The organism is Acinetobacter sp. A22, assembly GCF_030913345.1.
In the GTDB taxonomy this organism is placed as follows: Bacteria; Pseudomonadota; Gammaproteobacteria; order Pseudomonadales; family Moraxellaceae; genus Acinetobacter; species Acinetobacter junii.
In genome coordinates this window covers 125,620-150,443 of sequence record NZ_CP133163.1, presented here as the reverse complement: position 1 = coordinate 150,443, position 24,824 = coordinate 125,620, and the positions used below count along the sequence as shown (strand labels likewise).

23 protein-coding genes, 10 pseudogenes and 1 other annotated feature are annotated in these 24,824 nt (G+C 43.2%); of the genes and pseudogenes, 21 read left to right on the top strand and 12 right to left on the bottom strand.

What is annotated here, in order from left to right:
* The first annotated feature begins 88 nt into the window (after positions 1-88).
* A complete protein-coding gene (locus Q9Q86_RS17120) occupies positions 89-466 on the top strand; it encodes a hypothetical protein (RefSeq protein ID WP_112997708.1) in 378 nt (125 codons plus the stop codon).
* Here the strand turns inward: Q9Q86_RS17120 and Q9Q86_RS17115 are convergent.
* A protein-coding gene (locus Q9Q86_RS17115; RefSeq protein ID WP_100833221.1) for an IS3 family transposase occupies positions 463-1,682 on the bottom strand; the annotation gives its coding sequence in 2 pieces (ribosomal slippage) (positions 463-1,406 and positions 1,406-1,682; 1,221 coding nt in all). The two genes, Q9Q86_RS17120 and Q9Q86_RS17115, sit on opposite strands and share 4 nt — an antisense overlap.
* Positions 1,291-1,407 (bottom strand) — a sequence feature (AL1L pseudoknot). It overlaps the preceding gene by 117 nt.
* A 103-nt stretch (positions 1,683-1,785) precedes the next feature.
* Here Q9Q86_RS17115 and Q9Q86_RS17110 point away from each other — a divergent pair.
* On the top strand, positions 1,786-1,965 hold the full coding sequence (locus Q9Q86_RS17110) for a hypothetical protein (protein ID WP_016658770.1): 180 nt from the start codon (positions 1,786-1,788) through the stop codon (positions 1,963-1,965).
* On the top strand, positions 1,962-2,348 hold the full coding sequence (locus Q9Q86_RS17105) for a type II toxin-antitoxin system death-on-curing family toxin (RefSeq protein WP_004769969.1): 387 nt from the start codon (positions 1,962-1,964) through the stop codon (positions 2,346-2,348). The genes Q9Q86_RS17110 and Q9Q86_RS17105 overlap by 4 nt, the downstream gene beginning before the upstream one ends.
* 1 nt (position 2,349) lies before the next feature.
* Here the strand turns inward: Q9Q86_RS17105 and Q9Q86_RS17100 are convergent.
* A pseudogene (locus Q9Q86_RS17100) lies at positions 2,350-2,754 on the bottom strand (macro domain-containing protein); the annotation flags it as partial.
* Between the two features lie 67 nt (positions 2,755-2,821).
* On the opposite strand from Q9Q86_RS17100, the pseudogene Q9Q86_RS17095 reads away from it, so the two are divergent.
* A pseudogene (locus tag Q9Q86_RS17095) lies at positions 2,822-3,082 on the top strand (transposase); the annotation flags it as partial.
* 52 nt (positions 3,083-3,134) lie between these two features.
* Here the strand turns inward: Q9Q86_RS17095 and Q9Q86_RS17090 are convergent.
* The 3 genes and pseudogenes from Q9Q86_RS17090 to Q9Q86_RS17080 form a co-directional block, all read right to left on the bottom strand.
* A complete protein-coding gene (locus tag Q9Q86_RS17090; protein ID WP_032073143.1) occupies positions 3,135-3,839 on the bottom strand; it encodes an IS6-like element IS1008 family transposase in 705 nt (234 codons plus the stop codon).
* A 114-nt stretch (positions 3,840-3,953) separates the two neighbouring features.
* Positions 3,954-4,460, bottom strand: a pseudogene (locus Q9Q86_RS17085) (macro domain-containing protein); the annotation flags it as partial.
* 13 nt (positions 4,461-4,473) lie between these two features.
* Positions 4,474-5,186: pseudogene (locus tag Q9Q86_RS17080) on the bottom strand (IS5 family transposase).
* A 261-nt stretch (positions 5,187-5,447) separates the two neighbouring features.
* Between Q9Q86_RS17080 and Q9Q86_RS17075 the strand changes: the two are divergent.
* The 3 genes and pseudogenes from Q9Q86_RS17075 (at position 5,448) to Q9Q86_RS17065 (ending at position 7,034) form a co-directional block, all read left to right on the top strand.
* Positions 5,448-5,861 carry a DUF1643 domain-containing protein gene (locus tag Q9Q86_RS17075; protein WP_227540309.1) on the top strand — a complete coding sequence of 138 codons (414 nt, stop codon included), beginning with the start codon at positions 5,448-5,450 and terminating at the stop codon, positions 5,859-5,861.
* A gap of 521 nt (positions 5,862-6,382) precedes the next feature.
* Positions 6,383-6,739, top strand: a pseudogene (locus tag Q9Q86_RS17070) (type II toxin-antitoxin system RelE/ParE family toxin).
* Positions 6,732-7,034, top strand: coding sequence for a helix-turn-helix domain-containing protein (locus Q9Q86_RS17065; protein ID WP_001140620.1), 303 nt, complete (start codon positions 6,732-6,734; stop codon positions 7,032-7,034). Before Q9Q86_RS17070 ends, Q9Q86_RS17065 begins: the two are co-directional and overlap by 8 nt.
* A gap of 41 nt (positions 7,035-7,075) precedes the next feature.
* Here the strand turns inward: Q9Q86_RS17065 and Q9Q86_RS17060 are convergent.
* Both Q9Q86_RS17060 and cadR read right to left on the bottom strand, forming a co-directional pair.
* Positions 7,076-7,237 (bottom strand): annotated as a pseudogene (locus Q9Q86_RS17060) (IS6 family transposase); the annotation flags it as partial.
* Between the two features lie 93 nt (positions 7,238-7,330).
* On the bottom strand, positions 7,331-7,723 hold the full coding sequence (gene cadR, locus Q9Q86_RS17055; RefSeq protein ID WP_000550240.1) for a Cd(II)/Pb(II)-responsive transcriptional regulator: 393 nt from the start codon (positions 7,721-7,723) through the stop codon (positions 7,331-7,333).
* Positions 7,724-7,811: 88 nt separating this feature from the next.
* Here cadR and Q9Q86_RS17050 point away from each other — a divergent pair, with 88 nt between their 5' ends.
* Positions 7,812-9,092 (top strand): cation transporter, encoded by a 1,281-nt coding sequence (locus Q9Q86_RS17050; protein WP_005093338.1) that lies wholly within the window; start codon positions 7,812-7,814, stop codon positions 9,090-9,092.
* 63 nt (positions 9,093-9,155) lie between these two features.
* Entirely contained in the window at positions 9,156-9,857 is a 702-nt protein-coding gene (locus Q9Q86_RS17045; RefSeq protein WP_249571653.1) for an IS6-like element IS1006 family transposase, read from the top strand.
* Between the two features lie 139 nt (positions 9,858-9,996).
* Here the strand turns inward: Q9Q86_RS17045 and Q9Q86_RS17040 are convergent, their stop codons facing one another.
* Positions 9,997-10,344, bottom strand: coding sequence for a hypothetical protein (locus tag Q9Q86_RS17040; RefSeq protein ID WP_016165163.1), 348 nt, complete (start codon positions 10,342-10,344; stop codon positions 9,997-9,999).
* Between the two features lie 402 nt (positions 10,345-10,746).
* Between Q9Q86_RS17040 and Q9Q86_RS17035 the strand changes: the two genes are divergently transcribed.
* The 4 genes and pseudogenes from Q9Q86_RS17035 to Q9Q86_RS17020 form a co-directional block, all read left to right on the top strand.
* Entirely contained in the window at positions 10,747-11,451 is a 705-nt protein-coding gene (locus Q9Q86_RS17035) for an IS6-like element IS1008 family transposase (RefSeq protein WP_032073143.1), read from the top strand.
* A gap of 53 nt (positions 11,452-11,504) precedes the next feature.
* Positions 11,505-11,774: pseudogene (locus tag Q9Q86_RS17030) on the top strand (Tn3 family transposase); the annotation flags it as partial.
* Between the two features lie 16 nt (positions 11,775-11,790).
* A pseudogene (locus Q9Q86_RS17025) lies at positions 11,791-12,009 on the top strand (ATP-binding protein); the annotation flags it as partial.
* A gap of 120 nt (positions 12,010-12,129) precedes the next feature.
* Positions 12,130-12,480: pseudogene (locus tag Q9Q86_RS17020) on the top strand (recombinase family protein); the annotation flags it as partial.
* A 240-nt stretch (positions 12,481-12,720) separates the two neighbouring features.
* Here Q9Q86_RS17020 and Q9Q86_RS17015 read toward each other — a convergent pair.
* Complete coding sequence (locus Q9Q86_RS17015) at positions 12,721-13,782, bottom strand: AraC family transcriptional regulator (protein WP_004656993.1); 1,062 nt, start codon at positions 13,780-13,782, stop codon at positions 12,721-12,723.
* A gap of 139 nt (positions 13,783-13,921) precedes the next feature.
* On the opposite strand from Q9Q86_RS17015, the gene Q9Q86_RS17010 reads away from it, so the two are divergent.
* The 3 genes from Q9Q86_RS17010 (at position 13,922) to Q9Q86_RS17000 (ending at position 17,113) form a co-directional block, all read left to right on the top strand.
* Positions 13,922-14,242: a 2Fe-2S iron-sulfur cluster-binding protein gene (locus Q9Q86_RS17010; protein WP_000078398.1), complete on the top strand. Its 321-nt coding sequence runs from the start codon at positions 13,922-13,924 to the stop codon at positions 14,240-14,242.
* A 76-nt stretch (positions 14,243-14,318) separates the two neighbouring features.
* Positions 14,319-15,812 (top strand): cytochrome P450, encoded by a 1,494-nt coding sequence (locus Q9Q86_RS17005; RefSeq protein WP_001089493.1) that lies wholly within the window; start codon positions 14,319-14,321, stop codon positions 15,810-15,812.
* A gap of 86 nt (positions 15,813-15,898) precedes the next feature.
* Complete coding sequence (locus Q9Q86_RS17000; protein ID WP_001193555.1) at positions 15,899-17,113, top strand: NAD(P)/FAD-dependent oxidoreductase; 1,215 nt, start codon at positions 15,899-15,901, stop codon at positions 17,111-17,113.
* 38 nt (positions 17,114-17,151) lie between these two features.
* On the opposite strand, the gene Q9Q86_RS16995 is transcribed toward Q9Q86_RS17000, so the two are convergent.
* Positions 17,152-17,382 (bottom strand): IS5 family transposase, encoded by a 231-nt coding sequence (locus Q9Q86_RS16995; RefSeq protein ID WP_004656998.1) that lies wholly within the window; start codon positions 17,380-17,382, stop codon positions 17,152-17,154.
* A gap of 654 nt (positions 17,383-18,036) precedes the next feature.
* Between Q9Q86_RS16995 and Q9Q86_RS16990 the strand changes: the two genes are divergently transcribed.
* The 5 genes from Q9Q86_RS16990 (at position 18,037) to Q9Q86_RS16970 (ending at position 21,526) form a co-directional block, all read left to right on the top strand.
* Positions 18,037-18,906 carry a metal-dependent hydrolase gene (locus Q9Q86_RS16990; RefSeq protein ID WP_000149466.1) on the top strand — a complete coding sequence of 290 codons (870 nt, stop codon included), beginning with the start codon at positions 18,037-18,039 and terminating at the stop codon, positions 18,904-18,906.
* Between the two features lie 83 nt (positions 18,907-18,989).
* Positions 18,990-19,616, top strand: a complete 627-nt coding sequence (locus Q9Q86_RS16985) for a TetR/AcrR family transcriptional regulator (protein WP_000952904.1) — start codon at positions 18,990-18,992, stop codon at positions 19,614-19,616.
* Positions 19,613-20,584: a BtrH N-terminal domain-containing protein gene (locus tag Q9Q86_RS16980; protein WP_000186299.1), complete on the top strand. Its 972-nt coding sequence runs from the start codon at positions 19,613-19,615 to the stop codon at positions 20,582-20,584. The genes Q9Q86_RS16985 and Q9Q86_RS16980 overlap by 4 nt, the downstream gene beginning before the upstream one ends.
* Before the next feature lie 56 nt (positions 20,585-20,640).
* Positions 20,641-21,105: a PaaI family thioesterase gene (locus Q9Q86_RS16975; RefSeq protein ID WP_000378064.1), complete on the top strand. Its 465-nt coding sequence runs from the start codon at positions 20,641-20,643 to the stop codon at positions 21,103-21,105.
* 1 nt (position 21,106) lies between these two features.
* On the top strand, positions 21,107-21,526 hold the full coding sequence (locus tag Q9Q86_RS16970) for a PaaI family thioesterase (RefSeq protein ID WP_000029507.1): 420 nt from the start codon (positions 21,107-21,109) through the stop codon (positions 21,524-21,526).
* A gap of 91 nt (positions 21,527-21,617) precedes the next feature.
* Here the strand turns inward: Q9Q86_RS16970 and Q9Q86_RS16965 are convergent.
* Both Q9Q86_RS16965 and Q9Q86_RS16960 read right to left on the bottom strand, forming a co-directional pair.
* Positions 21,618-21,740 (bottom strand): annotated as a pseudogene (locus Q9Q86_RS16965) (helix-turn-helix domain-containing protein); the annotation flags it as partial.
* 51 nt (positions 21,741-21,791) lie between these two features.
* Positions 21,792-24,758, bottom strand: coding sequence for a Tn3-like element ISAcsp1 family transposase (locus tag Q9Q86_RS16960; protein ID WP_004726714.1), 2,967 nt, complete (start codon positions 24,756-24,758; stop codon positions 21,792-21,794).
* Positions 24,759-24,824: the final 66 nt, after the last annotated feature.

Below are 24,824 nucleotides of genomic sequence, written 5' to 3'. Positions count from 1 at the left end.
TACAGCATTGATTTCTAAGGAAAATTATAAAGCATTTCGTATAAGGTGTATTATGTTAATTTTAGGGAAATTAATCAGTTGATGAAAAATGAAAATAGGAATTTTTTGGTTTTTGCAAAAGCAAGTTATCGGCATAGCTCATCCATTCAATTTAAATGATGCAGATTCAATAGGCTTAATTGATAGTCCATATACACATGTCGATTATTGGAAAAATATGCAAAGTGTATACGCAGAACTACGTCATTATGAATATGAACAGATTCCAAGGGGTAGGGTAATTTTCGACGCAAATAAAGGAAAAGCAATCGTGTATATGGACAAAAAATTATTTAACACAGTAACAGCCACTAAAATTTATGATTTCTTTGATATAGATTCAGAAAATGCTATTCCAAGAAAAGATCCTCACTATCGTACTTATGAACCGTACCGGGTTTGTCGGAGACTTTTTTATTTAAGTTAGGCCACCTGACCTAACGGGTTAATCTTATCATAGTACATTGCTTCAAACTCAAAAGGTGATACATAACCCAGTGCACTGTGTACACGCTCTTTATTGAACCAATCTACCCAGTTTAGTGTCGCAAGTTGTACATCCGCTAAACCTTGCCAATCCGCTTTTAAATATTCAATCACCTCTGTTTTGTATAAGCCATTCACCGTTTCAGCCAAAGCATTATCGTATGAATCACCGGTCGTACCGACTGATGCTCGTAAATTTGCTGCTTCTAAACGATTGGTATAACGAATGGAAAGATATTGCACGCCTCTGTCACTATGATGAATCACGTTCTTTGGCATGCCTCGATCATGCAATGCTTGCTCCAGTGCATCGAGCACCATATCTGTATTCATACGTGTTGATACTTTCCATCCAACAATTGCTCGCGAGAACACATCAATAATAAAGGCGGTATAGACCCAGCCTGAATGAGTTTGAATATACGTGAAGTCAGCGACCCACAGCTGGTCAGGATGATCTGCATTAAAATTGCGTTTTACTAAGTCATCTGCTCGTTTTTGATCATCTCGGCTACGGGTGGTTTGTTTATTCTTACCACGCCAAACACCTTGTATACCTAGCTTCTGCATCAATCGAGCAACTGTACAACGTGCGATAACATAACCTTCACGTTTCAATTGTTGCCAGACCTTACGCACACCATATCGACCTAAACTTTCTTTCCAAATACGTTTGATTTGCTCTGCATGATGTAAATCATGCAGAGCACGTTTCGCTCGATGTTCTGGGTTATCAACGAGATCTAAAGCCCGATAATAGGTCGAAGCTGCAATCGGTAAAATTCTACAAATCGCTTCAACACCATATCGATCTTTATTGTTCTGGATAAAATCCACCATTATTTGTGTGGGCGGTCGAGCTCCGCCTGGGCGAAAAAAGCGGCTGCTTTACGTAGAATTTCGTTAGCACGTTGCAGTTCTTTATTTTCACGTTCGAGTTGTTTAATACGTTCTTGATCTGAAAGTTGCTGTACTTTAATTGGGTTTTGTTTATCTAAATATTTTTGATACCAAACACGTAGAGTTTCAGGAGTACAACCTATCTTGGGAGCAATAGCGGTGATTGCAGCCCAAGTAGAAGGATAATCTTTTTCAGATTCAATCAATAATTGAACCGCTCTATCTCTGATTTCAGGGGTGTATTTTACTTTTTTCATCGGGACATTCTCTCAAGAAAAGTGGTCTCCGACAAACCCGGTACGGTTCATTAATTGTTTAATTTAGGCTAAAATGAAATTCTCTTTTAATAGGGGTATGAAGATGAGAAAGCGTTTAAAAGACTATAGCCTTGATCAAGTTTCAAATCGCCAAAAGGTTTCAGGTCAAGTATTACCAATTCAATTTAGCAATGATGAAGCAACAAAACGTGTTGTGATGCACAGTGCTAAACGAGTTATTAAGCAGCATAAAGCAGAACTTCAAGAGCTTGCTTATAAATGAGTTTGATTAGCTCAACATTCGTGATCGCTGTACATGATGAGATCCTATTACAAACTGGCGTGGGGCGAACAGGCTGTCATATTGAAAAGCTAGAAAGCGTATTAAGCCGTATAGATCAGCAGATGTATTACAGCAATGTAAGCGACATTTTTGAGATCGCAGCATGGTTTGGTATTGCTATCTCAAAAGGTCATGCTTTTGTTGATGGTAATAAAAGAACTGGTTTAGCTGTAATGCTGACTTATCTAGAAATTCAAGGTGTTACCATTCAGGAACAAACAGGTTTAGATGATTTGATGGTCGATATTGTTGAATCACAAGAAGAACATGAATTGTTAGCCAAAATTGTGGCTGAATTCTTATACGAGCTTTCGATAATTTAAACTAAGAAATCAGAATCTGAATATTTGGATCATCGATATTCGATAAAATATTCTTATAAATTAAATAATTTTCATCCTCTCGGCAGATAAAAAATACTTCTGCAACATGATCATATTGAGGCAACATAGAGAGTATGGTGCCAATCGCAATTTCAGCAGCCTTTTGAGGTGGAAAACCATAAACACCTGTACTAATACATGGAAAAGAAACAGTGAGTGCATGAATTTCATTAGCTTTGAATAGTGCATTACTATAAGCATCACAAAGCAATTGTGGCTCATTGTGTTCGCCATCTAACCATCGTGGTCCAACCGCATGAATAAGGTATTTAGCAGGCAGATTACCTGCTGTTGTTACTTCTGCTTGACCTGTAGGGCATCCACCTTTTTCTTGATTTAGACGGTAATCCCCCCTAAAAATAATAGGATCTAAAAGTAGAATTTTCTCTTAAGATACGAGCAGGAGATTCTGCATGAAAACATCTAAATTTACTGACAGTCAGATCATGTCCATCTTGAAACAGGCAGAATCTGGCACACCTGTAGCGACCCTTTGCCGTGAACACGGCATGAGTAATGCTACCTTTTATAAATGGCGTGCCAAATATGGTGGTATGGATACATCATTAATGGCTCGACTGAAAGAGCTAGAAGCCGAAAATACCAGACTTAAAAAGATGTATGCGGAAGAGCGATTAAAGGCCGAAATCATCCAGGAAGCGATGGCAAAAAAGGGCACTGTTGCAAATAGAGATTTGAGTCGATGATGTTCCCTTTAAAAAGTACTTAGAGACCGAAAACCCTGTTGATTAGACACACTTCACCCTGAGGCTGACCATAATAAAATGACGATGCTTGTCCTTTACGTAGTGCACGCATGACTTCAATACCTTTAATTGTGGCATAAGCCGTCTTCATAGATTTGAATCCTAATGTGGCCCTGATGATCCGCTTTAACTTACCATGATCACATTCAATGACATTATTTTTATACTTAATCTGCCTGTGCTCAATATCTACTGGACATTTTCCTTCTCGCTTTAATCGTGATAAAGCATGGCCATAGGTCGCTGCTTTATCTGTATTGATGACCCGTGGAATTTGCCATTTTTTCACCGTATTGAAGATCTTTCCTAGAAAACTATAGGCTGATTTACTGTTCCGTCTAGCGGAAAGGTAAAAGTCAATCGTATGACCCCGTTGATCAACTGCACGATACAGGTAAGTCCATCGCCCCTTCACTTTGATATAAGTCTCATCCATATGCCATGAATGTAAATCTGTAGGATTACGCCAATACCAGCGTAACCGTTTTTCCATTTCTGGAGCATAACGCTGAACCCAACGATAAATTGTACTGTGATCCACATTTATGCCTCGTTCAGCGAGCATTTCTTTAAGTTCACGATAGCTGATGCCATATTTACAATACCAACGAACAGCCCAAAGAATGATTTCACCTTGAAAGTGCCGACCGTGGAAGGGATTCATCTGCTGTATCTCGAAATAAATAAGATATTTAGCTTATCATGTCAGCCTATTTGCAACAGTGCCCTGGATTCTTATACGAACTATCCATTATTTAATTTATCCCACTACGGAAAACTACTCAACCGATGATATCTTGATTTGAATTTTTGGATCATCAAGCATCGAAAGAATTTCTTTATAAATTAAGTAATTTTCTGCATCTCGACATACAAAGAATACTTCTGCGATTTGATCATGCTGCGGCAATATAGAACAGATTGTACCAATTGCGATCTCAGCAGCAAGTTGTTGAGGAAAACGATACACACCTGTACTAATATTTGGAAAAGAAACTGTTTTAGCACCAATCTCATTGGCTCTCATAAGCGCATTGCTATAGGCATCACAAAGTAATTGTGGCTCCTTACTTTCGCCACCTAACCATCTTGGACCTACCGCATGTATCAGATATTTGGCAGGTAGATCACCAGCAGTTGTTACTTCGGCTTGTCCAGTAGAGCATCCTCCTTTTTCCTGATTAAGCCGCACACACTCAGCTTTCATCAATGGGCCTGCTTTTTTATGAATGATATAATCAAGTCCACCACCACCGAGCAATGATTTATTTGCAGAATTAACTAGGGTCTGTTGAGAATTACCGAGAGTTAATTACACTCGCGCACAATTGAATCATGGCTTCAAAACTCGTATCTGTTTTACAACTACGCATCGCTATACGTTTAAATTCTTTTAACTTACAGAAATAGTTTTCAATGAGATGACGCCATTTATACATAGTCGTATCAAATGCTCTCATTACTTTTCGATTAGATTTGGGTGGGATCACCACTTTCACTTTACGTTCATTGAGTTCTTGGATGAGCCAATCTGCATCAAATGCTTTATCAGCTAGTAATGCTTGAAAATCAACATCTTCAATTAAAGGTTTGGTTTCTACTAAATCGTGATATTGACCAGGCATTAATCGAAACTTAATGAGGTTGCCTAGACTATCCACTAAGGCAAGAATTTTACAGGTCATTCCACCTCGAGATTTACCTATAGACTGTTTGAAAGTCCCCCTTTTGCACCTTGCCCATGTCGATGAACTTTAACAATCGTTCCATCAATCATGGCGTATTCCAAATCAACATCTTCATTTACAGATGCAAAAATAGTTTCAAATACACCAGCTTTAACCCAGTCACGGTATCTTTTAAAGACGGTATTCCATTTACCAAAATGAGCAGGTAGATCACGCCATGGACTGCCTGTACGGGCAATCCATAGGACTGCTTCTAAAAATAATCGATTATCTTTTCCACTACGACCTCGATCGGTCACTTTACCTAGGCAAAAAGGTTCCATTTTTGCCCATTGGGCATCAGTAAGTATGTATCTATCCATAGTACTATTATAAATTAATCAGTAGTCTTTGTTAATTCTCAACAAGCCCTAGAGCATCTACAGGAAAATTTGTAATGTCTCCATGAATCAAAGTTACTTTTTTTTTCATAAAAGTCATTGGTTATGATAAAAGATACATCATCACATATTTAAATTGAGGGTGTTATGGAAAAGGGAGCAATAATTTCAGATTGCAGTAAATATCGTTAATCTCTATGGCGTATCTGGGATAAAGAGAAACCAATGTTTTCTTTTATTGGTTTGAATCCCTCAACTGCAGATCATATTCAAGATGATCCCACTATCACTCGTTGTATCAACCTTGCCAAAAGTTGGGGTGGCGGTGGTATTTATATGGCTAATCTCTTTGCATATAGAGCAACTGATCCACAAGAAATGATGTCTCAAGAAGATCCCATTGGCTCTGATAATGATTTTTACTTAAGCGAAATAGCTTCCAAATCCCAAAGAATTATTGCTTGTTGGGGTAATAATGGGGGGTATCAACAAAGGTCCTCTACTGTAAAAGAACTATTAAAGGGTAAACTTTATTATCTAGAATTGAATAAAACAGGTGAACCAAAACATCCTCTTTACATTCATTCTGAAACTCAAATTAAGCCCTATTTAACATAATGGCGCTTATACGAAATGCAGCAACACTTGTATATTAACATTTAAATCAATAACTTAAAAAATTCATCCTGATCATAAAAACCGCAAAAAGCCGATTTTGAAACAAGTCGGCTTTTTTATGATCATTTTTGATAGTTCTTGCCAATAATTTTGTTTAAAAAGTAACCAATTTTGGCATTTTCCCAATGTTATCAAATCTTCCAGGGTGAAAACTATCCCCAATTTCTGTGGATGAAATTTAGGCTATTTTGTAAGCCCTGGCTCATACCAATCTCGGCCCTTTGCTGCTATCCGCAATACTGGAAATTTCCTATCATGAAGACATAGAGAGCAGGATGCTCCAGATAAAAAGAATAAGATGAACAACAAGGAACGTGAGATCAGACAGGAGTCAGATCTAAGCGCCAAATATGGAAAAGCCCGACAGGATGTCGGGCTTTTTTATTACCTATCATTTCTCATTTGCAAAACAAGCATAATGCCCCTAAAATATAGACTATAGTCTATATTTTGGTTGTGGTATGTGGACAGTCATTACGACAGATCTATTTAATCAGTGGCTTGAACAGCAAGATGAATCTACACAAGAGAAGGTCCTAGCTGCTCTGGTCGTTCTACAACAGCAAGGTCCGAGTTTAGGCCGCCCTTTAGTAGATACTGTGTATGAGTCTAAATTTACCAATATGAAAGAACTGCGCGTTTAACACCGCGGTAGACCCTTAAGAGCTTTCTTCGCATTTGATCCCTTACGACAGGCTATTGTTCTATGTATTGCTGATAAAGGCGGTAAAAAGCGTTTTTATAAAGACATGCTGGATATTGCAGATGAACAATACCAACTTCATCTCACTACCCTAGGAGATAAATCTAATGGCTAAGACTCTGCAAGAATTGTTAGCTAGCCGCTCTCCAGAGAGCCAAGCCCGTATTCAAAAAATGGCTGATGAATTACTGCTAGAAAATCAGCTTCATCTTATTCGTGAAGAACTCGAAATTTCTCAAAAAGAGCTTGCTGAAACTTTGGGAATAAAACAGCCATCGCTTTCAGCAATAGAAAATCGTGGCAATGATCTTAAGATTTCAACCATGAAAAAGTATGTTGAGGCAATGGGTGGGAAGCTCCGTATTGATGTAGAGCTTCCAACAGGAAAACATATAGGATTCAACGTTTAACAATAAAAATGGGAGCTATAGGCTCCCATTTTTAGATTCGTATAACGTTGAACCCAACGGTAAATAGTCGTGTGATCAACATTCACACCCCGTTCGGCCAGCATTTCCTGCAGTTCACGATAGCTAATGCCATATTTACAATACCAGCGCACAGCCCAAAGAATGATTTCGCCCTGAAAATGCCGACCATGGAAAGGATTCATATGCTGCACCTTTAGCTAAAACAGTCTTCAGCTTACCATTCGTGGTTATTTGCAACAATGCCGATTTTTTGAAAAAAGCATAGGTCTAGATAATCAAGCTAGATTTTTTAAAACTCCACATTGGTCAATTGTACATAAACCATCACAAGTACCTCTTAAATCAGATAGTTGTTCAATAAGCTTTTGTTGCTTGATTATATTTTCTCTGATAGCACTGACATGTAAGTCAATTAATTCATTCACATCTGAACAATTTTTCTCAGGTTTGTCTTTATAGGTAAGTAATTGACGAATTTCATTCAAACTCATATTTAAAGTTCGGCAATTCAAAATAAATTTAATTCGCTCAACATAGCCTACATCGTAAAGGCGGTAATTTCCTTCCGTTCTTTCCGGTTCCGGAATTAAACCTTCCTTTTCATAAAACCTAATTGTTAATACTGAACATGAGGTTTTTTTAGAGAGTTCACCAATTTTTAAATGCATTGAGTTAGTATTTCCAAAGATTCTTGACTCTATAGTAACTATAGGGATTCTAATATTCAAAGTTTATAATTTTTTAATGGGTATAATTATGAGTGGTTGTGGATGTAGTAAAGAAACACCATGCGAAGATAAGAAATCTCAACAAGAAAATCATCCATCAATTGCAGAAGCAAACAATTCAAAGAATTGTGATAATACGCTTAGCTGTTGTGGTGAAGAGGAAGAAAAAAAATCTTCATCTCCTTGCTGTAACACTTCAAACAGTTGTGAAGATACCGCTCAATCCTGTTGTGGTTCTGATCCCAAAGAAAATTTAAGCACTGAAGACGTTTTAAAAGATTCGCACTACATGAGTGAATACTTAGTTCCCAAAATGGATTGTTCTGCGGAAGAACAGATGGTTCGTATGGCGCTATCTTCAATTGATGGTGTTCAAAAACTCATCTTTGATTTACCTAACCGTTCTTTAAAGGTTCTACATAATCAAAAAGATGAAAATATAACCACCAAACTTGAAGCTTTGGGTTTTGGTGCAAAGCTTGTGAAGACTGAAACTTATATAAGCAATCAACAGGCTAAGCAAACAAGTACCTACACCATTCCTAAAATGGATTGCTCTGCTGAAGAGCAAATGGTCCGTATGGCTCTTGCAGATATTGAAGCAGTTAAAGGTCTTACTTTTGATCTTCCCAATCGAAAACTGAAAGTCTTCCATAATGAAGGGATTCAGCAAATTACGGCTAAACTCGAAGGACTGGGTTTTGGGGCGAAACTTGATGAAATACAGCTTTCTTCAGGCGATATACCTAATGAACCTGATCCTGTGAGACAAGCTAAAGTACTTAAACTGTTATTAGGTATTAATGCTCTACTTTTCTTTATAGAATTCATCAGCGGTATTATTGCTGCGTCTACAGGATTGATTGCTGATTCTCTAGATATGTTTGCCGATGCAGCCGTTTATGGTATTGCACTATATGCCGTCGGAAAAGCTGCGAAATATCAAATAAAAGCAGCCCATTTCGCAGGTTGGATTCAGTTATTACTTGCTGTTATCGTGATTGTTGATGTCATTAGACGATTCATGTTTGGAAGCGAGCCAGAATCAACGCTCATGATTGTTATTGGCCTGCTCGCACTTATAGCTAACGTGACATGCTTATATCTTATTTCTGGTCATCGAGAAGATGGCGCACATATGAAAGCCAGTTGGATTTTCTCGGCGAATGACGTTGTCGTAAATATGGGCGTTATATTTGCCGGTGTACTCGTGGCGTGGACCGGATCAGCTTATCCAGACTTAATCATTGGCATACTGGTTTCTTTATTCGTACTTAATGGTGCCCGAAAAATTTTGGCTTTGAAGTAAGGGCACTGTTGCAAATAACCACGAATGGTAAGCTGAAGACTGTTTTAGCTAAAGGTGCAGCATATGAATCCTTTCCATGGTCGGCATTTTCAGGGCGAAATCATTCTTTGGGCTGTGCGCTGGTATTGTAAATATGGCATTAGCTATCGTGAACTGCAGGAAATGCTGGCCGAACGGGGTGTGAATGTTGATCACACGACTATTTACCGTTGGGTTCAACGTTATGCTCCTGAAATAGAAAAACGTTTACGCTGGTATTGGCGTAATCCTACAGATCTGAGCTCGTGGCATATTGATGAAACCTATGTAAAAGTGAATGGACGATGGTCTTATCTGTATCGTGCAGTCGATCAACGTGGCGATACCATTGATTTTTATCTTTCTTCTAGACGTAATACCAAATCAGCATATTGTTTTCTTGGAAAAATTTTAAATAATGTGAAGAAGTGGCAAATTCCACAAGTGATCAACACGGATAAAGCACCCACATATGGACGTTTATCACGGTTAAAACGGGAAGGTAAATGTCCACCAGACCTTGAGCACAGGCAGATTAAGTATAAAAATAACGTGATTGAATGTGATCATGGCAAGCTAAAGCGGATCATCAGGGCCACATTAGGATTCAAATCTATGAAGACGGCTTATGCCACAATTAAAGGTATTGAAGTCATGCGTGCACTACGTAAAGGACAAGCATCGTCATTTTATTATGGTCAGCCTCAGGGTGAAGTGTGTCTAATCAACAGGGTTTTCGGTCTCTAAGTACTTTTTAAAGGAAACATCATCGACTCAAATCTCTATTTGCAACAGTGCCCAGTTTCCCCGGTATTCATCCTCATCCGAGCCAACTCAGTCGAGTAGCTCGGATTATGATGCCTACTTTTAAAGAGCCCCCCCACGATCAGTAAGCAGTTCTAGGGAACTTATGACGATGTGGGGTGGACTGAGTCCGTTTTACCCAATCTTCCGGATATTCTTGACTGTAAGAATCATAGTAATGACCTGACCAATATTCCTGATTGTCTTCTTGGCATTCGTGATCTTGAGAAAAGTTGTGGGTGCTTTGTTGCGCTACAGCATGTTGCTGAAGTGTCTTTTCAGCTGTTTTTTCCGCCTGATCTAAAGTCATGAAAATATCGAGCAAGGCTTGGCGTTGTTGATGATTCAGAAGTTTAGCGCTTTCGACAATCAGTTGTTTAGCGAGGTTTTTTGGCATGCATGGGTTTGCATCATTGAATTTAGTATGCATAGCAGTTTCCTAGATAAGAGTTTAATTATCTCCATCGCTTCTCACGGCAATGGAGGCAACTTAACAGGGGTGAGAATACTGAATCTAGGATCAGCCAGCACGAAGCTGCCCTGCTAAGCTACCATAGGGACTGCTTAACAGTAGGCAAAAAAATAGCCGCAAGTGCGACATTTAATTGCACCTAGATATTTTATCAGGTTCTCACGCCTGCACACAGATTTTGCTGCGTTGAAATAAGATTATCCAGTAAAAAGCAGGGTGTCAAGGTCCTAATCAGTAGTTCTTATAAAAACTGAAAAATCTAACTAAAAGGTATCTATAAAATCAGTGGCTATTCAAGGCACTGTTGCAAATAGGCTGACATGATAAGCTAAATATCTTATTTATTTCGAGATACAGCAGATGAATCCCTTCCACGGTCGGCACTTTCAAGGTGAAATCATTCTTTGGGCTGTTCGTTGGTATTGTAAATATGGCATCAGCTATCGTGAACTTAAAGAAATGCTCGCTGAACGAGGCATAAATGTGGATCACAGTACAATTTATCGTTGGGTTCAGCGTTATGCTCCAGAAATGGAAAAACGGTTACGCTGGTATTGGCGTAATCCTACAGATTTACATTCATGGCATATGGATGAGACTTATATCAAAGTGAAGGGGCGATGGACTTACCTGTATCGTGCAGTTGATCAACGGGGTCATACGATTGACTTTTACCTTTCCGCTAGACGGAACAGTAAATCAGCCTATAGTTTTCTAGGAAAGATCTTCAATACGGTGAAAAAATGGCAAATTCCACGGGTCATCAATACAGATAAAGCAGCGACCTATGGCCATGCTTTATCACGATTAAAGCGAGAAGGAAAATGTCCAGTAGATATTGAGCACAGGCAGATTAAGTATAAAAATAATGTCATTGAATGTGATCATGGTAAGTTAAAGCGAATCATCAGGGCCACATTAGGATTCAAATCTATGAAGACTGCTTATGCCACAATTAAAGGTATTGAAGTCATGCGTGCACTACGTAAAGGACAAGCATCGTCATTTTATTATGGTCAGCCTCAGGGTGAAGTGTGTCTAATCAACAGGGTTTTCGGTCTCTAAGTACTTTTTAAAGGGAACATCATCGACTCAAATCTCTATTTGCAACAGTGCCGATTCGAGATCGAAGCTTTGAGCAACAGCGTTATCGAGCCAGTGGCTTGAATCTAGTGACCGCCGCCATTGTATTGTGGAACACGGTTTATTTAGAGAGAGCGACTAACGCCCTACGAGGGCATGGTCGCACAGTCGATGATACCTTGCTGCAATATCTGTCACCGCTGGGGTGGGAGCACATCAATTTAACTGGGGATTATCTATGGCGAAGCAAAGCCAAGATAGGTGGTGGAAAATTTAGGCCATTGCGCGCAATTGAAAAACCTTAGCGTGCTATATTTTCCGTTTCCTGAGACGACCCCTATCATTACGACGAACTTGAGCTTCTCGGAATGGAGCAATGTATTTGGTGATGCTAAGTTGACGACTGCACTGCTGGATCGACTGACTCATCATTGCCATATCATCGAAACGGGTAATGAATCCTATCGTTTTAAGCAAAGCACGGAGGAAGCCAAGCAGCGTATAAAGAAACGAGAAGCAGAGAAAGGAGAGTTATTTTAACCGTCGATCAGTGAAGAAAAAGCAACAGCAATTGATCGATTTATCCACAGCAGTGTAGTACGCTACATTGCTTAAATGCCTGGTCAATATTCAACGAGCATCGCTGGTCAATATTAAGTGAGCGTCAACAATCTTGGGCATTTCGGGGTATCTCTGGTGGCACAAACAGGTTTGCAGTTTGACCTTTCCACATCTCAGGGAAAGCTCATGGCTTCTGTGATGTCTGCATTAGCAGAGTTTGAGGGAGATTTACTACGTGAACGTGTGCGCTCTGGTGTAGCAGCGGCACAAGCGCGTGGCGTTGTGTTTGGTCGTCGTCCTGGTCAACGTACCAAGTCAGATCGTCTGGCACCTAAAGTGTTGGAGTTGGTGTCTGCTGGACACTCTTATCGACAAGTCGGTCGGCTGGTCAATCTAAGCAAAAATACCGTGTTGGATATCGTTAAAAGAAGTCGGAGTGAAAATCCTTAGCGTGCTATATTTTCCGTTTCCTGAGACGACCCCTAACTGAAGACATTGACGGTGGATGGGCTGCAATGGGAATTAAAACCTCTACAGAGTTCACAGCGGGTTGCAAGCGTTGGGTTGAGTTGAGGTTATCGGATTGGAAGTGGAGGGCTGCCATATGATTGCCATCTCTGACATAGCGTTTTAAGGTATTTTTCTAGGGCGTATTGATGTTTCAACGTATTAACAATCATACGAACAACCTCATTCTCTCAGGTCATTTTCTTCTTGCCGATGGGTGATTTTTCGCCGATAAGCACTTGGTGATACACCAAACCAGCGTTTAAACGCGCGCCGAAAATTAGCAGAGTCGTGGTAATTCAGTAAGCTGGCAATTGCCTCGACCGATATTTGAGGGTCATGTAAATAACTACTGGCTTTCTCAGATAAAATCCGATCTCGAATCAGCCGGTAACTCGTGTTCTCTTTGACCAGACGTCTGGCCAGCGTACGCTTATTCATAAACAAGGCTGCAGCCAGATCCTCTTCACTCAGTTGCCCGAGCGGATAGGACAGCATGGCTTTTTGCACTTGGTAGGTGGTGCTGTGTTGTTGGGTCTTGAGCCGGTTGAGGATCATTTCGCATTGTTGCATCGCCAGCAGATAGCTATCGTGCTGCGCGGATGCATTGGCAATCAAGCACAACTCGGTCGGCACTCGGATCGACAGTTGTGGCTGATCAAACTGATAGGTACCGGCAAGATAATCCGCGTAACAGGCATGATGATCGGGGGCGGGATGGCTAAACTGAATCACCGCCTCGGTCAGCGGTCGTCCAACAATAAATTCGGCACATTCCGAAAAAATCACCGCAACAGTTTCGGACAGTAGCCGATGTACTGCATGACTCAAGGTCTGCTCAAAGAAAATCAAGCAGGTCGTCCACTCAGCATTGGTGTGTGTTTCGAGCCTAATCAAACTCATACGGGTCGGCAAAAAAGTTTGAAACGCTTGTAACACGGCCAATAAGTTCGGGCTGCTATTGATTAAAAAGCCCATCGAGCCATGTGTTGACGGCGTGAGCCGCTGCCCTAAACGCAAGCCAAACTGATCGGATGCGGACAACTCCAAGCTATTTTGTAAGATTTGAATCTGTTGGCTGGCCGTGATCATGGTGTCATCACGCATCAGTTGCTCAGTGGTCAGCGCAGTGAATTTTAATAATTTCGGCAGATCGCGCGCTTGTAAGTCCAGTTCTCGACCGATCAAACGGGTATAGCTACACGGAATGATCGCGGGTTCTTTGCCTGAGTGAGTCTGATACATGGAATATGCTTTATTGGCTGACGAGGTAATATTGTCTTTTTATGACCTCTATTTGTCAAATAATAACCTCTACAGAACCGCAGAGAGTGCGTAATCTTGAGCTTGAACAGTGAAATTAAGCCAAATCGGAGTCGTAGCCATGAGCCAAATTACATTTATTGCCCACGATGGTGCACAAACCAGCGTTGCAATCGAAGCGGGTAAGTCACTAATGCAGTTGGCGGTTGAAAACGGTGTTGCCGGAATTGATGGGGATTGCGGTGGCGAATGCGCCTGTGGTACCTGCCACGTGATTGTCAGTGCTGAGTGGTCGGATGTTGCGGGTACGGCACAAGCGAATGAGCAGCAGATGTTGGAAATGACCCCAGAGCGTGCTGCCACCTCACGTTTGGCGTGTTGTATCCAAGTGACCGATGCAATGGATGGCATGACGGTACATCTGCCTGAGTTTCAGATGTAACACGTCAGCTGTAACCCAGCGGATCAACCGCCTTAACAAACACACCTCGTCAACGATGCTCAGTCAGGAGACCATCATGAACTCAGTCGCAGAAATTTTTGAGAAAATAACCCAAACTGTCACCAGCACCGCTGCAGACGTAGCAACCACGGTTACGGATAAAGTCAAGTCTAATGAGCAGTTTCAAACGGGCAAGCAGTTTTTGCATGGTCAAGTGACCCGTTTTGTCCCATTGCACACGCAGGTTCGCGGCATTCAGTGGATGCAAAAAGCCAAATTCCGTGTGTTTAACGTGCAAGAATTTCCTGCATTTATCGAGCAACCGATTCCAGAAGTTGCAACACTGGCACTTGCTGAGATTGATGTTAGCAACCCATTTTTATACAAGCAAAAAAAATGGCAGTCTTACTTTAAGCGGCTGCGTGATGAAGCACCGGTACATTATCAAGCCAACAGTCCGTTTGGGGCATTTTGGTCGGTCACGCGTTACGATGATATTGTCTATGTCGATAAAAATCATGAGATTTTTTCAGCTGAACCTGTGATCGCGATTGGCAACACCCCTCCTGGGTTAGATGCTGAAATGTTTATTGCAATGGACCCACCCAAGCACGATGTGCAGCGGCAGGCCGTACAGGATGTAGTCGCACCAAAAAATCTCAAAGAGCTAGAGGGTTTGATTCGGCTACGCGTGCAAGAGGTTTTGGATCAGTTGCCAACGGATCAGCCGTTTGATTGGGTGCAGAATGTTTCGATTGAGCTGACAGCCCGTATGTTGGCAACATTATTTGATTTCCCATACGAAAAGCGGCACAAATTGGTTGAATGGTCAGACTTGATGGCTGGCACTGCGGAGGCCACAGGTGGGACAGTGACAAATTTGGATGAGATTTTTGATGCAGCAGTCGATGCAGCAAAGCATTTTGCGGAGTTATGGCATAGAAAAGCCGCACAAAAATCTGCAGGCGCTGAAATGGGCTATGATTTGATCAGCTTGATGCAGTCAAACGAAGCGACTAAAGACCTGATTTATCGGCCGATGGAGTTTATGGGCAATTTGGTCTTGCTAATTGTCGGCGGCAACGATACCACACGCAACTCGATGACGGGTGGGGTATACGCACTTAACCTGTTTCCAAATGAGTTCGTCAAACTCAAAAACAATCCGAGCTTGATCCCGAACATGGTATCCGAAATTATTCGCTGGCAAACCCCGCTGGCCTATATGCGTCGGATTGCCAAGCAAGATGTAGAGCTTAACGGTCAGACCATCAAAAAAGGCGACAAGGTGGTGATGTGGTACGTTTCTGGCAACCGCGATGAGCGAGTGATTGAGCGACCTGATGAATTGATCATTGATCGTAAAGGTGCGCGTAATCATCTGTCATTTGGTTTTGGTGTGCATCGCTGTATGGGTAATCGCTTGGCCGAGATGCAGTTGCGAATCTTATGGGAAGAGCTGCTTCAGCGTTTTGAAAATATTGAGGTTTTGGGTGAGCCAGAAATTGTGCAATCTAACTTTGTGCGCGGCTATGCCAAGATGATGGTCAAACTGACTGCCAAAGCGTAGGTATCAAAATAGGCGACAGAGGCATTTTGCAACTGTCGTCGGCAACAATTGATGCTGTGCATCAACCATGAACTGAGTGAATTCATATGCAAACAATCGTCATCATTGGCGCAAGTCATGCTGCGGCGCAGTTGGCGGCAAGTCTGCGGCCAGATGGCTGGCAGGGCGAGATTGTGGTGATCGGCGATGAGCCGTATTTGCCGTATCATCGACCGCCGTTGTCCAAGACCTTTTTATGCGGTGCACAACTGGTCGATGAGTTATTGATTCGGCCAGCCGCTTTTTATCAAAAAAATCAGATCGAATTTCGGCACGGGCGGGTGGTTGCGATTGATCGGGCAGCGCGCAGCGTGACACTACAAGATGGCAGTACGCTTGCGTATGACCAGTTGGCGCTGTGTACCGGTGCACGAGTCAGGACGGTGTCGCTGGCTGGGTCTGATTTGGCAGGTGTGCATTATCTTAGAAATATCAGCGATGTACAGGCTATCCAGCCATTTGTACAACCCAACGGCAAAGCAGTGGTGATCGGTGGTGGCTATATCGGTCTTGAAACAGCCGCCGCATTGACCGAGCAGGGCATGCAGGTGGTGGTCTTGGAAGCCGCCGAGCGGATTTTGCAGCGGGTAACTGCACCGGAAGTGTCGGACTTTTATACGCGGATTCATCGCGAACAGGGTGTGACGATTCATACCGGTGTGTCGGTCACGGCGATCACGGGTGAGGGGCGGGCGCAAGCGGTGCTGTGTGCCGATGGTTCGATGTTCGATGCAGATCTGGTGATCATCGGGGTCGGGGTTGTACCGAATATCGAGTTGGCGCTGGACGCGGGCTTGCAGGTGGACAATGGTATTGTGATTGATGAGTATTGCCGTACCAGTGCGCCAGAGATTGTGGCCATCGGGGATTGTGCCAATGCGTTTAATCCGATTTATCAGCGGCGGATGCGCTTGGAGTCGGTACCAAACGCCAATGAACAGGCCAAAATTGCCTCGGCGACCTTGTGTGGCTTACAGCGGACCTCGAAGAGTTTGCCTTGGTTTTGGTCAGATCAGTATGATCTAAAGTTGCAGATTGCGGGACTCAGTCAGGGGTATGATCAGATCGTGATTCGGGGTGATGTGCAGCAAAGGCGTAGCTTTGCAGCGTTTTATTTGCAGGCGGGTCGCCTGATTGCGGCGGATTGTGTGAATCGTCCGCAGGAGTTTATGCTAAGCAAAAAGCTGATCACGGCTGGTACGGCGGTCGATCCACTGCGGTTGGCGGATGAGTCGATTGCGGTACAGGCGTTGATGGGGTAGCTTAAAACTACATCAGGCTAGATTTGCATTACGCTGATTCAGATGTTAATCAGAATGGCATCGATAGATACCTGTGAGAGCAAGTCAGGTGCAGCTTTGGCTTTGTGTAATTCACCACCCGTGATCGCAAACACGATGGGTAATCCATACCCATCTACGGCAAGATGGATCTTACTTGTCTTGCTACCTCGACTTAAGCCAATCGCCTCCTGATCGTGAGTTGCAGCACGTGCATTATGTTGATGTGCCTTGACGTAATTGCTATCCATAACCCCTACTCTATATCAGAGTCAGTAGATAAAACCCTGAGTATGCTTTGGAAAAAACCTTTTGCTGACCAGTCGTTGTATCTTTTGTAGAGATTAGGCTGCTGACCAAACTCAGTCAGGAGGTAGGTCTAGCCATGGACATTTCACCCACATTCTGTAGAGCATGGCTTCTACGGTGAGCCGTAAATTTGGTTTGTGATCAATGTCCTGTTGCTTGAGCATAGGAGAAATCTTTGCTCAATGTTGGTCGTTCAGCATAAAGCGTGGCATGGTGGACTCGGATGGGGAGAGCTTTAATTCTCTGAGTCTGCCTCCAATTTGCAATCAATATTTTCAAACGTCAACACACTCTAATGTAAAAAAACTAACATTAAAAAAACACCTCTGCCAAAAGGTCTGGTAGCTATATTCGATGTCAAAGATGATCTGGCTCACCTGCTGCGTTGTTAACTCATTCTATCAAATTTTGAGGACAGGCTTGACATTTGGTCAATCGACCAATATATTCAAAATATGCATTTGGTCATTTGACCAATACCCGTTGAATTCTTGTGTGATATTTGCTGTGCCTGACCAAGGTGAAAAATATTGCTCAAGGTCAAATGTGATAGCAGGTTTACAGACATTCGATGCCTTTACAAGGAAACTCTCGCCATGACTCATATGATCAATATCCAGCCACGTAAGCCGCGGTTTGATTTAAGTGATGTTCCAGTTTTTTGGAACGACGGTGACCCGGTGTTAACACGCTTCTTTGATGCACTTTCTATTCACTTCCCCGATGGAGAGCGTTTTTTTATTCAGTCGGTGCGTAACTATCAGGATCTGGTCACAGATCCTAAACTGAGAGAAGATATCAAAAACTTTTTTCGCCAAGAAGCGCAACATGGCATTGTGCATGACCAGTATAATGCGGTGATGCAGTCGCAAGGCATTCATGTCGAAAAGGTCATCGCAAGATTCAAATTATTTATTCGGCTCTCCCAAAAACACCTGCCCGCCAAGTATCTGTTGGCCATGACAGCTGCCTTTGAACATATTACTGCTGTACTAGGCGAGGGTGCTATGGAGGGTGAGGGTGAGATGTTCAAGAATGCTCATCCCGCAATGCGTGCCATGTTCATGTGGCATGGGGTAGAAGAAGTCGAACACAAAACAGTAGCCTTTGATGTTTACGAAACAGCGGCAGGTGGGGGGTATTTCACCCGCGCATCTGCTTTGATTATCGGAACGCTACTGGTACATGCGGTGGTTGGCTCAGTTCTTTGGCATATGTTGAAAATTGACAAACTACAAGGTCAGCCATTGGTGCTTGCTAAGGGATTTTATCGCCTCTATGGACCACGTGGCCTGATTACCAGACTTATTCCACGCTATCTGGACTGGTTTAAGCCAGGTTTCCATCCTAGCGACACCGAAATCCCAGAAAAGGTTAATTCTTGGCTGGCTGAATATGATAAGCATCAAGACCCTATGGAAGCGTCACGAATTGTTTTTAATGTCCCCATTGCAAAAGCTGTATAGATCAGGAGAGACCGTGAAAGACTCGACTCGACTTGACCAAGTCGAGTAACCTGTCTTATTGATATAATGTTATGAGTCAAACTATGTTGAGTAGTGAATCTACGCGAGTCGAAGTTGCTGACCGCGAGAGAGTATTAGCCGCTTCTGCCAAGCTGTTTCGAGAAAAGGGTTTTGAGCGTACCAGTGTGCGAGAAATTGCCAGTGCTTGTGGTATTCTTCCAGGCAGTCTGCATTACCGCTATCGTAGTAAAGACGATATTTTGGTTGATATGATGCGGCTTGCTATTGAGAGAACTATTTACAGGATTGTTGAGGCGACTTCCGCGATTCAAGATCCACTCAAAAAAATGCAATCGGCACTGCAGACACATGTCGATATCCTTATGTCGGGTGACGATATGGTTTATGTGTTGTTGTTTGAGTGGCGCTCGGTACATGGAGTCGCACGTGAGCAGATTATTGCTGAGAGAGACAGATACGAGCGATATTGGCAGACAATTCTTGATGATCTGCAGTCTTATGGTTGTATCCGAAACGATGTGGATGCAGATCTGTTAAGACTGATTGGGCTAGGAGCAATAAACTGGGCTGCCACTTGGTATAAAGAAAATGGTAAGTACAATCTTGAACAGATCGCGGATGCGATATGGCAGATGATGACAAGAGGCATCCTTAATCCAGATTTTCACGAAGAGGCAAAAAACCTGTGACCAACTATAAGACTCCATCCCGTATCACGCACGCCATCGGGAGGCATTGTGGCAGCTCCGCAATTCGTGATTTGCTCGAGTTTAATGGGCTGAATATTTCCGAGGCCATGTGCTTTGGATTAGGCTCAGGGCTTGGCGTGACCTATTTGGAAATGGCTGACGCCCCTGTGCCATTTTTAGTGCATGTGCGGTCTTTGGGGTTTGAAGCGCGCGTATTTGAAAGTATCGGTATACCCTTTGAGTGGCAAACCTTCGAGTCACCCGAATCGGCAGCCACCGCGCTGGAGAAATGTTTGGATGCGGGTCACCCCACCCTGTTGCTGACGGATATTTTTTATTTACCTTACTTCAACAGCAGCACGCACTTTCCCGGTCACGCCATAGCCGCTTGGTCGAGAAATCCAGAGACAGGTGCGGTATTTGTCACCGATACCGAGCGTCCGAGTGTTTTGTCGGTGACGCGAGAGGCACTGACCCGCGCACGTTTTTCTACACAGCCCCCATTTATTCACTATGGCAATATGTTCACGCCCACCGCGTTTCAAGGCGAAATTACCCCCGAGATGATTACCGGTGTCATCCATGACAACGCCAAGTCATTAGCTGTGAGTGGCATATCGGCACTGGAAACATGGCTGGCCGAACTGAGTCGTTGGGGAGCCACAGGCGATTGGCACTGGACGACCCGATTTGCCTACCAAATTATTGAAAAGCGTGGCACAGGTGGCGGCGGCTTCCGCAAAATGTACGCTGAATTCCTTGATGAAGCGGTTCACTATGACGCAAGTGTACAGCAATATCGACTGCCCCTGTTAATGAGGGCTTGCGAAAAAGCATGGACGGCATTAGCCATGTGTTTGAAGTCTGCCTCGGAAAGCACAAACTTTCCATATGCCGCCATTGAAGAGGCCATTGTGGCGGTGATGCAGGCCGAACGTAATTATACAGATGCCGCCCTTGCACTTTGAGACGTGCCGCTAATTTTTTCGCAATAAAATCAGCCAGCAATGGCGGGAGTTCAAAAATGGACAGTAATAACACGGCACACCTGACCATGGCTAAGGCGTTTTTTGGTACTAATCACCCTTTATTCAATATGTTCAATATTAGTGTTGGTGCAGTGAGCGATGGTCATGCCGAGATGACGATGCCCTTCTCTGAGCAACTCTCTGACCGTAAAGGCTCACTGCATCGAGGGGCTTTGGTGACGCTGCTGGATACGACTTGCGGCTTATCTATTTTTTCGTCATTGCGGTCGTTAGAGCCGATTGCCACTATTGATTTGCGTGTCGATTTTTTGCGACGTATTCCCTCTGCGGTAGGTTTAAAGGCGATAGTGGATTGCATTGGTAGAACCGATACGGTGGCCTTTATCACGGGCCGAGCGGTTGCAGAAGACAGTGGTGAGCTACTGGCTACTGTCACTGGTTCTTTCGCAATCGGCACGATGGGACCCTCTTTTGACAGCAATGAAGCGCGAGGCGAGTGATATGAGTATAGTAAATCAGATGAGCGCGGAAACACCCCCACTAAAATTGTGTGACGAGCCTTTTGTCGATTTTCTAGGTTTTCGTGAGGAAATGCAACATGGAGAAATACAGTACTTTATGGACTTTCGTGATTCGCATATCGGCAACCCGATGATTGGCACGTTTCATGGCGGCATTCTCGCGAGTTTTGGTGAAGTGGCCGCCGCCGCCTATCTTGCCCGTCAGCGTGGTGATAATGAGCTGCCCTTATGCTCCACGATGACCTTTGATTACCTGCGGCCAGCATTTATAGGTACGTTACAGGCAGTCCCCAGTATTGTTCGTGCGGGTCGGCGCATTACGACAGTATCGGTTCAGTTACTACTTGATGGCAAGTTGGTTTGTATCGGTCGATTCCTGTTTACGGTTAGCAGCAAATAAAATTGGAGCAAGCTCAGTTCAGGATGCCGACCCTGTTTTACTCAGAAAAATTTTCAATAGATAGACAAATAATATCAAATAGCTGGAACTACTACTGATACCGATACAGCGTTGGCGCAGAAATCCCAAACTCCTTCGCCAATGCTCGCTTGGTTTTGTAGTCGCCAGATTCAAGACGTTGATGCAGCAGAGCCACTTGTTCAGGAGTCAGTGACGGCTTACGGCCCTTGTAGGGGTCGTCTCAGGAAACGGAAAATATAGCACGCTAAGGTTTTTCAATTGCGCGCAATGGCCTAAATTTTCCACCACCTATCTTGGCTTTGCTTCGCCATAGATAATCCCCAGTTAAATTGATGTGCTCCCACCCCAGCGGTGACAGATATTGCAGCAAGGTATCATCGACTGTGCGACCATGCCCTCGTAGGGCGTTAGTCGCTCTCTCTAAATAAACCGTGTTCCACAATACAATGGCGGCGGTCACTAGATTCAAGCCACTGGCTCGATAACGCTGTTGCTCAAAGCTTCGATCTCGAATCTCACCCAATCGATAAAAGAAAACGGCGCGCGCTAATGCATTACGGGCTTCACCTTTATTTAATCCAGCTTGAACCCGACGGCGTAGTTCTACGCTTTGCAACCAATCCAAGATAAACAGTGTGCGCTCAATACGCCCCAGCTCTCGTAATGCCAATGCCAAACCATTCTGTCGTGGATAACTACCGAGTTTACGTAGCATTAGCGACGCTGTGACAGTCCCTTGCTTGATTGATGCGGCCAGACGCAAAATATCGTCCCAATGAGTACGAATCTGTTTGATATTCAGTGTGCCGCCAATCATGGGTTTAAGTGCGGCATAGTCTATGTCTGACTTTGGAATATAGAGTTTCGTATCGCCCAGATCACGAATTCGTGGTGCAAATCGAAACCCTAGCATGTGCATGAGTGCAAAAACATGGTCGGTGAATCCAGCCGTATCGGTGTAGTGTTCCTCGATGCGTAAATCAGACTCGTGATACAGCAGCCCATCAAGAACATAGGTTGAATCACGAACGCCCACATTGATCAGCTTACTGCTAAATGGTGCGTATTGATCAGAAATGTGTGTATAAAATAACCTTCCAGGCTCTGCGCCATATTTTGGATTGATATGTCCTGTACTTTCAGCTCTGCCACCTGCGCGGAAGCGTTGGCCATCTGATGAGGAGGTAGTGCCATCTCCCCAGTTTTCAGCGAAAGGTTGTTTCAATTGAGCATTCACCAATTCGGCCAATGCCGTTGAATAAGTTTCATCACGGATATGCCAAGCCTGTAGCCATGAGAGTTTGGCATAAGTTGTACCAGGACATGATTCGGCCATTTTCGTCAGCCCTAAATTAATTGCATCAGCCAGTATGGTCGTGAGCAATAACGCTTTATCCTTCGCAGTGTCATCCGTTTTCAAATGAGTGAAGTGTCGAGTAAAGCCTGTCCATTCATCGACCTCCATTAATAATTCGGTGATCTTGATATGTGGTAACAGCATTGCTGTTTGGTCAATTAAAGTTTGGGCTGTATCAGGAGCCACGGCATCGAGAGGTGTTATTTTTAGACCAGATTGATTGATCATCGCATCAGGCAAATCGTTGGTCGCTGCCATGCGATTAATGATTGCTAATTTCTGCTCCAATAGTGAAAGGCGACTTTGCAAATATAGATCACAATCAGTAGTAATGGTTAGAGGTAACTCATTGGACTGTTTTAGCTGATTAAATTTATCAGCAGTCACTAAATACTCATCGAAGTCTTTGAATTGGCGAGAGCCTTGTACCCAGAGATCCCCAGCCCGTAGCGAGTTTTTAAGTTCAGATAACACACATATTTCGTAATAGCGGCGATCAATACCATCATCGGTAAAGACTAGTCTTGCCCACCGTTTTTTGATAAACGCTATTGGAGCATTAGAGGGGATTTTTCGTGTATTATCAACATTCATGCTGCGGAGCAACTCTACAGCGGCAAGCATATCTTTTGCTGCTGGGGCAGCACGCAATTTAAGTATGGCAAGAAGTTCTGGCGCGTAACGGCGTAAAGTTGCATAGCTCTCGCCAATTCGTGGTAAAAAATCAAAGTCTTCGGGTTGCGCCAGTTTTTCTGCCTCAGTAATACTTGCTGCAAAAGCATCCCATGAAATAACAGTTTCGATGGCGGCAAACGGATCACTGCCATTTTGCTTGGCATCTAGCAAGGCTTTCCCGATAAGCCCATACAAACGCACTTTGTCGTTGATCGCTTTACCTGATGATTGAAATTGTTGCTGGTGTTTATTTTTTGCGATAGCAAATAGCTTTCCAATAATGCGATCATGCAGGTCAATAATTTCGTCGGTGATCGTGGCCATACTCTCCACAACGATTGCTACCAAAGTGGCATATCGACGTTGAGATTCAAATCTGGCCAAATCAGCAGGAGTCATTTGCCCACCTTCGCGAGCAATTTTCAGTAAGCGATTTTGATGAACGTGTTTTCCAATGTCTTCAGGTAGATCGATGGCTTGTAAGCACTTCAGCCGCTCAATGTGCTCAAGCATGTACTTTGAGTTTGGTTTAGCTGGTGACTGTCTAAGCCACCCCAATATTGTCAGTTTGCTGCCCTCTTTACGGTTCAGCAAAGCATCTATATTTTGACGATGAGTTTCTGAAAGTGAGCTCGTCAAAGCAGTATAAATTATGCGGTTGGCAGATGTGATTGCTTCTGCGCAAATACTATCAATTGCATTTATAGCTGGCAAAAGGACTGATTTTTGTCGTAAATTTTCAACGAGAGTTGTGGCTAAAATAAGACCTTTATCTGTCTGAAGGGACAAATCCACCATCATATTGACCGATTGCCGATAGTCACTCAAGGTGAATAGTTTGAACCCAAAAACTTTTTTCAATTCGGCAATATGTTCTCGTCTTGTTTGCTCGCGCTGACCATAATCATTCCAGCAGTCCACTGATATACTAAGTTGAGCAGCCATCATGAAAAGTAAGGGTTTGAATGGTTCGTCGTTAATACCCAATATCACTCCAGGGTAACGCATGTAGCAAAGTTGAATTGCAAAGCCTAGCTTGTTGGATGCCCCTCGATGTTGATGGACTATGGATTTATCAGAATCACTCAGAGTGTAATGCTGAAGCATAAAAGCTCTATCATCTGGAATTTCGAACAGGCTTCCCAATTCCGTGGACGACAAAATAGAATGGCGCGGCATGGCTCATTAGTCCCAAATAAACTAAACTATTAAAGGTACATTATTTTGTACCGCCACGCTTAGCTT